The sequence below is a fragment of the Mycobacterium sp. genome (genome assembly GCF_019243155.1).
Classification (GTDB): domain Bacteria; phylum Actinomycetota; class Actinomycetes; order Mycobacteriales; family Mycobacteriaceae; genus Mycobacterium.
In genome coordinates, this window is record NZ_JAFAUS010000179.1 from 1 (window position 1) to 6,659 (window position 6,659).

Consider the following 6,659-nt stretch of genomic DNA (forward strand, 5'->3'; position numbering starts at 1 on the left):
CGACATCCGCGGGACCTGCGTGCTGGTGGACGGTTCGATCAAGGTGTTGCCGCCGTCCGGAATGGGCGTGTTGCGGGCGCTGGCGAAACGTCCGGGTGACGTGGTTTCCCGCGGCGATTTGTTACGCGCGCTGCCCGGCAACAGCAATGACCCACACGCCGTCGACACGGCCGTGTTGCGACTGCGAACGGCGTTGGGTGAGAAGAACATCATCGCGACGGTGGTCAAGCGTGGCTACCGGCTCGCGGTCGACGAACCGCGGGTCCTGGCATGAGCCTGATCCTGGTCGCCCACGGCACCCGCAGGCCGGGTGGCGTCACGATGGTCGAAAGCCTTGCGACACAAGTAGGCACGCTGCTCGATCGAGACGTGGAAGTCGCATTCGTCGACGTGTTGGGGCCCACCCCCGGCGAGGCGCTATCGCGGGCGCGGTATAGCGGTCGGCCGGCGATCGTCGTGCCGGCGTTCTTGTCGCGCGGATATCACGTGCGCGCCGACCTGCCCGCCCACGTCGCGGCCAGCGGACACCCGGATGTCGTCGTCACGCCCGCGCTCGGTCCGAGCGGCCAGATAGCCAGGATCATCAGCGACCAGCTGGTGCAATGTGGCTGGCGCCCAGGCGATTCGGTGATTCTCGCGGCAGCGGGAACGTCGGACGTCCGGGCAAGGGCCGACTTGCACACCACCGCGACGCTGTTGTCGGCACTGACCGGGGCACGCGTGAGCCTGGGGTTCGCCGCCACCGGGGACCCGGACGTGCGCGAGGCGGTGGCCAAGGCGAGGCAGCACGCTCGACGCAACGGCGGCCGCGTCGTGGTGGCCTCGTATCTACTGGCCGACGGCCTGTTCCAGGAGCGGCTACACAACTGCGGCGCCGATCTGGTCAGCCGGCCGCTGTGCACCCATCCCGGCCTGGCGCGGTTGATCGCCAACCGATTCCGCCGGGCCCTGCCAACGGCCCTGGCGCCCACAGCCCGGCAGGCGTCGCGCCGGTCTTCGGCGGCCTGAAGCAGGCTGACGAGGCGCGCCGAGGCCCGGCACGCTTGATCTTTGGTGCGATACCGGCGATCCTGACACCATGCCCCGTCGCGAAGAGCCATCGCATGGGCTCCTTGACCCGGTCGCCAAGATGCTGCGGTTGCCCTTCGGCACACCGGAATTCATCGACCGGATCGTCACCGGCGGGGTTAATCAGGTGGGCCGGCGGACGTTGCGCATGCTGATCACCACGTGGGATGCGGCCGGCGGAGGCCCCTTCGCCGCAAGTGCGGTCGCATCGACGGGAATGGCCAAGACCGCCGAAATCGTGCAAAGCATGTTCGTCGGGCCGGTTTTCGGCCCGCTGCTCAAAGTCCTTGGGGCCGACAAAGCCGCGATGCGGGCCTCGTTGTGCGCCTCGCAGCTGGTGGGCCTGGGCATCATGCGCTACGGCATCCGCTCGGAGCCGCTGCATTCGATGTCGGTGGACATGATCGTCGACGCCATCGGGCCGACGATGCAGCGCTACCTCGTCGGGGACATCACGAAGTAGCGCCGCGGCGGATTCAGTCCGCGGTCTGGCCGATCTGGATGACGCCGTCGACCGTGACCCGCACCGGGTAGACCGGCACCGAAACGGCCGGATCGTCCAGGCACGAGCCGTCTTCGAGAGAGAATGCCTGCTTCAGGATGGGCGACTGCACCGTGGCACAGCCGCCTCGGTCCCCCACGATCCCACGGGAGAGCACTGCCGCCCCGGAGAACGGGTCGACGTTGCCCACCGCGCGTACCGACCCGTCGTCGAGCCGGAACAACGCGGCCTGGGTGCCATCGTCGAACAGCACCCCGACGCCCCGGCCCGGGATGAGGTGGTCGTACTCGCAGGCCGTCGTCCACACCTCAATGTCGTTGAGAAGGGTCATGATTTCTCCTCGTCTCCCGTACGGATCTGCGGCATGCCAATGGACACAGGAATTTTGCGCCCGGCATGCTCGGTGAAGGTCACCGTCGAGTCGACGGCATCCGGGGCGTTGACGAAGGAGACGAACCGCGACATCTTGTCCGGATCCTCCAGCACGCCCTTCCATTCGCACTTGTAGTTCTCGACGTGCCGCTCCATTGCGGCCTCGAATTCCGCGGCCAGGCCCAGCGAGTCGTCGCACACGACCTCGCGCACGTGATCGAGCCCGCCCTCGAGCGAATCCACCCACGGCGCGGTACGCTGCAGCCGATCCGCGGTACGGATGTAATACATGATGAACCGGTCGACGTAGCGGACCAGCGTCTCGGTGTCCAGGTCACTCGCCAGCAGCTGCGCGTGCTTGGGTGTCATACCACCGTTGCCGCCGACGTAAAGGTTCCAACCCTTTTCGGTGGCGATGACGCCGACGTCCTTGCCACGGGCCTCGGCGCATTCCCGCGCGCAACCAGAGACACCCATCTTGATCTTGTGCGGTGCCCGCAAACCGCGGTAGCGCAGTTCCAGGTCGATGGCCAGCTGCACGGAATCCTGCTGACCGTATCGGCACCAATCGGTGCCGACGCAGCTCTTGACCGTGCGCAGCGCCTTACCGTAGGCGTGCCCGGATTCCATGCCGCCGTCGACCAGCCTCTTCCAGATCTGCGGCAGTTGGTCCACCCGTGCACCGAACAGGTCGATCCGCTGGCCGCCGGTGATCTTGGTGTAGAGCCCGAAGTCCTGCGCGATCTGGCCGATCAGGATCAGGTGCTCGGGCTTGATGTCACCGCCGGGAACCCGCGGCACCACCGAGTAGCTGCCGTTCTTCTGGATGTTGGCCAGGAAGTGGTCGTTGGAGTCCTGCAGCGAGGCCTGCTCGCCGTCCAGGATGTGGTCCGAGCCGGTCGAGGCCAGGATGGAGGCCACCACGGGTTTGCAGATGTCGCAACCCATTCCGCGACCGAATCGCTGTAGCAGACCCGAGAATGTCCGGATCTCCGTGGCGGAGATGATCTCGAAGAGCTCGGCGCGCGACTGGCTGAAGTGCTCGCACAGCGCCTTGGACTGTTCCACGCCCTCGGCTTCCAGCAGCTGCTTGAGCAGCGGCACGCACGAACCACACGAGGTTCCGGCCGAGGTGCACGACTTGAGGGCCGGCACGTCGCTGCAGCCGTCGGCGATCGCGCACTTCAGGTCGCCCTTGGTGACGTTGTTGCACGAGCAGATCTGCGCCGAATCCGGCAGCGCCCCAACGCCCAAGGCCGGAGCGTCGCCCGATGACGCCGGCGAGATCAGCGCGAGCGGATCCCCCGGCAGCTCGCTGCCGACCATCGGCCGCAACACCCCGTAGGACGAGGCGTCACCGACCAAGACCCCACCGAGAAGGGTTTTGGCGTCATCGGAAAGCACGAGCTTGGCGTAGGTCCGCTTCACCGCGTCGTTGACGGCGACCTCGAGGCAGTTCTCGGTCGTCCCCATGGCGTCGCCGAAGCTGGCGACGTCGACGCCCAGCAGTTTCAGCTTTGTCGACAGGTCGGCTTCGCCGAATTCCGCGGCACCGCCCAGCAGCCGGTCGGCCACCACCTCGGCGGAGGTGTAACCGGGCCCGACCAGGCCGTAGCAGCGGCCATCGATCGCCGCCACCTCCCCGACCGCATAGATATCGGGATCGCTTGTCCGGCAGGACAAGTCGGTGAGCACACCGCCCCGCTCGGCGCGGTCCAATCCCGCCGCGGTGGCAAGCTCGTCACGCGGCCGGATGCCGGCCGCGAAGATCACCAGCCCGGCCTCGATTTCCTGGCCGTCGGTCAAGCGCACCCGCGCCGCGGTCGAGCCGTCGGCATGTTCGACGGACTCGATGGATTCGGTCCCCGTCCCCACATGCACCGCGATCCCCAATTCGCTGATCATCCGGGCGAGCAACGCGCCGCCGCCCTCGTCGATCTGCTGGGCCATCAACCGCGGCATCATCTCGATGACGTGTGTTTGCAACCCGAACTGGCGCAACGCATTAGCGGCCTCGAGCCCCAGCAGACCGCCGCCGATCACGACGCCGGCGGCGGTGTGACTGGCCGCCACCGCGCGCTGGGCGTCGGCGCGGATGCCGTCTAGGTCGTCGAGCGTGCGGTACACGTGGCACGCGGGCAGGTCGTGGCCGGGAACCGGAGGAACGAACGCGTAGGACCCGGTAGCAAGCACCAGGGTGTCGTAGTTGTGCCGTTGGCCGTCGGCGGTGACGACTGAATTCGTCGTGCGGTCTATTTCCGTAACGCGCTGATTCAGCACCAAGCGGACCCGGTCATCACCTTCGTAGTCGTTGCCGGGCAGTGCCAGCAGCTTGCGATCCCAGCTCTCGGTGTAAGAGGTCAAGCCCACGCGGTCATACGCCGCGTCGGCCTCCTCAGCGAAAACCGTTATGCGCCACGATCCCCCGGCATCGCGCGCGCGGAGCGCCTCGACCAACCGGTGACCCACCATGCCGTGTCCGACCACGATAGTGTGACGGTCCGCACAGTGAGCGCGCGAAATCCCGTCTGCAGACATGGCTTTGAGAGTAACGGCCGGAAATTACCGTGATTTCGCCGAATGTGACGGTGCTATGACGAGGATCTCACAACTCACAGCAAGCCTTGTGAATATCTGTTCGCCCGAGGCGAACGCCTAGGTGGAACTTAAGCGTGGTCGACTCATGTTTTTAAAAATAGCCGACCGGTAAGCCGCCGGTCACAGCTAACTCACAAGGAAGCTCAAGAAAGCTAGAAGGAGATCTCATGAGCAACGTCGCATTGTGGTCGCGTCCGGCGTGGAACACCGACCGGTGGTTGCGCGAATTCTTCGGCCCGGCCCCGGCAGCGGACTGGTACAAGCAGGCGAACAGCGGTTTCAGCCCGGCCGCCGAGGTGGTCAAGGACGGCGACGACGCAGTCGTACGGGTGGAACTCCCGGGTGTCGACGTCGAGAAGGACGTCAACGTCGAGGTGGAGCTTAAAAACGGGGTAAGCCGCCTGGTGATCCACGGCGAACACCGTGACGAGCACACAGACGAGAAGGGCGGCCGCACCCTGACCGAGATCCGGTACGGGTCCTTCCGCCGGTCGTTCCAGCTGCCGGCCCACGTCACCAGCGAGGCCGTCGCGGCGTCGTACGACGCCGGCGTGCTGACGGTACGCGTCGCCGGTGCGTTGAAAGACCCAGCCGAAAGCCAGGCGCAGCGGATCGCGATCACCAAGTAATCCGCCACTGACGCCAATCCGGCGGGGCCCCGAACCCCGCCGGATTTTCGGCTAACGAAATGCTTGCTCGACGTCGATTCCGATCACCCGCAACAGGTTTGCCACCTTGCGGTCCAGGTCCTCGCCCACCTTGGTCACCTCGGCGATGCCGAGGCTGCCGAACGCCGCACTCGGCTGATCCATCGAGAAGATCGCGTTGCCATCGTGGTCGGCGTAGATGAGAAGGCGCAACGGCGCGTACAACAGCGCCTTCGGGTCGTGCCGGAACATCGTTTCGGCGATCGTGTGATTGCCGAGCAGATACTCCACCGCCTTGGTCGTGTGGCCCGCCACAACGAACAGCGGCAGCGCGTCGATCGTCGCGTACACCATCAGACCGTTTGGGGCGTTGACCGCCGCGGCGGCAAGGACGTCGTCCCAGCTGCCACCGCGCTCGATGATGGCCTGCACCGTGGTCGGGTCAAAGCGGGGTGCCGCCTTTTCGAAGGCGGCTTTGAACTCTTCGAACTCCACACCGGTGGCGATGTCGATGCGGTTCATGGCGTGGGAGACCACGTTGAATTGGACGGACTTGACGGTATTTGTCATGGCATTCCTCATGTTTCGATGGTTGGGTCCAGCACGATGACGCCGCGCACCTCGCGGCGTTCCAGGCGGCGATGCGCCTCGGCGGCCTGGCGCAATGGCAGCACCTCGTCGACTTGCGAAGTGATCTGCCCGGTTTTGATGCCGGCTGCGAGAAATCGCAGCGCGTTCCCGATCAGCTCGGGACGTTCGTAGAACACCGGAAGGTAAAACCCGATCAGGGCCTGCGAGCGGGTCATCAGGCGACGCGGCGCGAACGGCTCGCCGGCTCCGCGGGTCGACCCGAGCAGCAAGTACCGGCCGAAGGTGGCCAGCGCGTCGAAGTTCTGCTCGAACACCTCACCCCCGATCGACTCGATCAGGACGTCGACGCCGCGCCCCGACGTGAGCTCGCGCACCTGGTCGGTCCACCCGGGCTCGTCATACGAGATCGCCGCGTCGGCGCCCAGCGCCATGACGTACTCGCGCCGTTGCGGGGTGCTGGCCGTTCCGATGACCGGGCCGGCGCCAAGGGCCTTGGCGATCTGGACCGCCAGGCCGCCCACCCCGCCGGCCGCGCCGTGCACCAGCAGCGACTCACCGCCCAGCAGGGTGGTCGAGGCTTGCAGCAGCAGATGCGCGCACGCGGCCTGGGCCGCCGAGCCGGCCAGCGCCGCCATGTCGGCATCCTCGTCGAGGACCGCGCACAGCGCCTCCTCGGCCACCGCAAGCTGGGCGTACGCACCCCTTTTCATCAGGGCCACGACGCTGCGGCCCACCTCGACCGAGGTCTGCGATCCGGCCGCCACGACGGTGCCGGCGACCGCGAGACCGCCGACCTGCGGCAGCCGCACCCCGCCGACGCGGGTCTCCGCCTTGTTGTAGACACCTAGCCGTTCGCGGATGTCGGGAAAGTTGACACCGAT

The 6,659-nt window shown here is 66.6% G+C and carries 8 protein-coding genes; 4 read left to right on the top strand and 4 right to left on the bottom strand.

The window, feature by feature from the left end:
* The 3 genes from JOZ00_RS08790 to JOZ00_RS08800 form a co-directional block, all read left to right on the top strand.
* The coding region (locus tag JOZ00_RS08790) for a winged helix-turn-helix domain-containing protein (RefSeq protein ID WP_293342579.1) at positions 1–274 on the top strand (274 nt) is incomplete at its 5' end.
* Positions 271–1,008 (top strand): sirohydrochlorin chelatase, encoded by a 738-nt coding sequence (locus JOZ00_RS08795; RefSeq protein ID WP_293342582.1) that lies wholly within the window; start codon positions 271–273, stop codon positions 1,006–1,008. The genes JOZ00_RS08790 and JOZ00_RS08795, both read left to right, overlap by 4 nt.
* A gap of 70 nt (positions 1,009–1,078) precedes the next feature.
* The gene (locus JOZ00_RS08800) at positions 1,079–1,531 is read left to right on the top strand and encodes a hypothetical protein (protein WP_293342585.1); all 453 of its coding nucleotides are present in this window, start codon (positions 1,079–1,081) and stop codon (positions 1,529–1,531) included.
* 13 nt (positions 1,532–1,544) lie between these two features.
* Here JOZ00_RS08800 and nirD read toward each other — a convergent pair whose 3' ends face one another.
* Complete coding sequence (gene nirD / locus JOZ00_RS08805; RefSeq protein WP_293342588.1) at positions 1,545–1,901, bottom strand: nitrite reductase small subunit NirD; 357 nt, start codon at positions 1,899–1,901, stop codon at positions 1,545–1,547.
* Entirely contained in the window at positions 1,898–4,480 is a 2,583-nt protein-coding gene (nirB, locus tag JOZ00_RS08810; protein ID WP_293342591.1) for a nitrite reductase large subunit NirB, read from the bottom strand. Before nirB ends, nirD begins: the two co-directional genes overlap by 4 nt.
* A 227-nt stretch (positions 4,481–4,707) precedes the next feature.
* On the opposite strand from nirB, the gene JOZ00_RS08815 reads away from it, so the two are divergent.
* Positions 4,708–5,169 (top strand): Hsp20/alpha crystallin family protein, encoded by a 462-nt coding sequence (locus JOZ00_RS08815; protein WP_293342593.1) that lies wholly within the window; start codon positions 4,708–4,710, stop codon positions 5,167–5,169.
* 51 nt (positions 5,170–5,220) lie between these two features.
* Here JOZ00_RS08815 and JOZ00_RS08820 read toward each other — a convergent pair whose 3' ends face one another.
* Positions 5,221–5,757, bottom strand: coding sequence for a DUF302 domain-containing protein (locus JOZ00_RS08820; RefSeq protein WP_293342596.1), 537 nt, complete (start codon positions 5,755–5,757; stop codon positions 5,221–5,223).
* An 8-nt stretch (positions 5,758–5,765) separates the two neighbouring features.
* On the bottom strand, positions 5,766–6,659 hold an 894-nt coding region (locus tag JOZ00_RS08825; RefSeq protein ID WP_293342598.1), incomplete at its 5' end, for a zinc-binding dehydrogenase.

What these genes read in the sequence shown, in the direction of transcription:
- JOZ00_RS08795 (WP_293342582.1), top strand. Translation starts at nt 271, where the DNA reads ATGAGCCTGATCCTGGTCGCCCACGGCACCCGCAGGCCGGGTGGCGTC.
- nirB (WP_293342591.1), bottom strand. Translation starts at nt 4,480, where the DNA reads ATGTCTGCAGACGGGATTTCGCGCGCTCACTGTGCGGACCGTCACACT.
- JOZ00_RS08800 (WP_293342585.1), top strand. Translation starts at nt 1,079, where the DNA reads ATGCCCCGTCGCGAAGAGCCATCGCATGGGCTCCTTGACCCGGTCGCC.
- JOZ00_RS08820 (WP_293342596.1), bottom strand. Translation starts at nt 5,757, where the DNA reads ATGACAAATACCGTCAAGTCCGTCCAATTCAACGTGGTCTCCCACGCC.
- JOZ00_RS08815 (WP_293342593.1), top strand. Translation starts at nt 4,708, where the DNA reads ATGAGCAACGTCGCATTGTGGTCGCGTCCGGCGTGGAACACCGACCGG.
- nirD (WP_293342588.1), bottom strand. Translation starts at nt 1,901, where the DNA reads ATGACCCTTCTCAACGACATTGAGGTGTGGACGACGGCCTGCGAGTAC.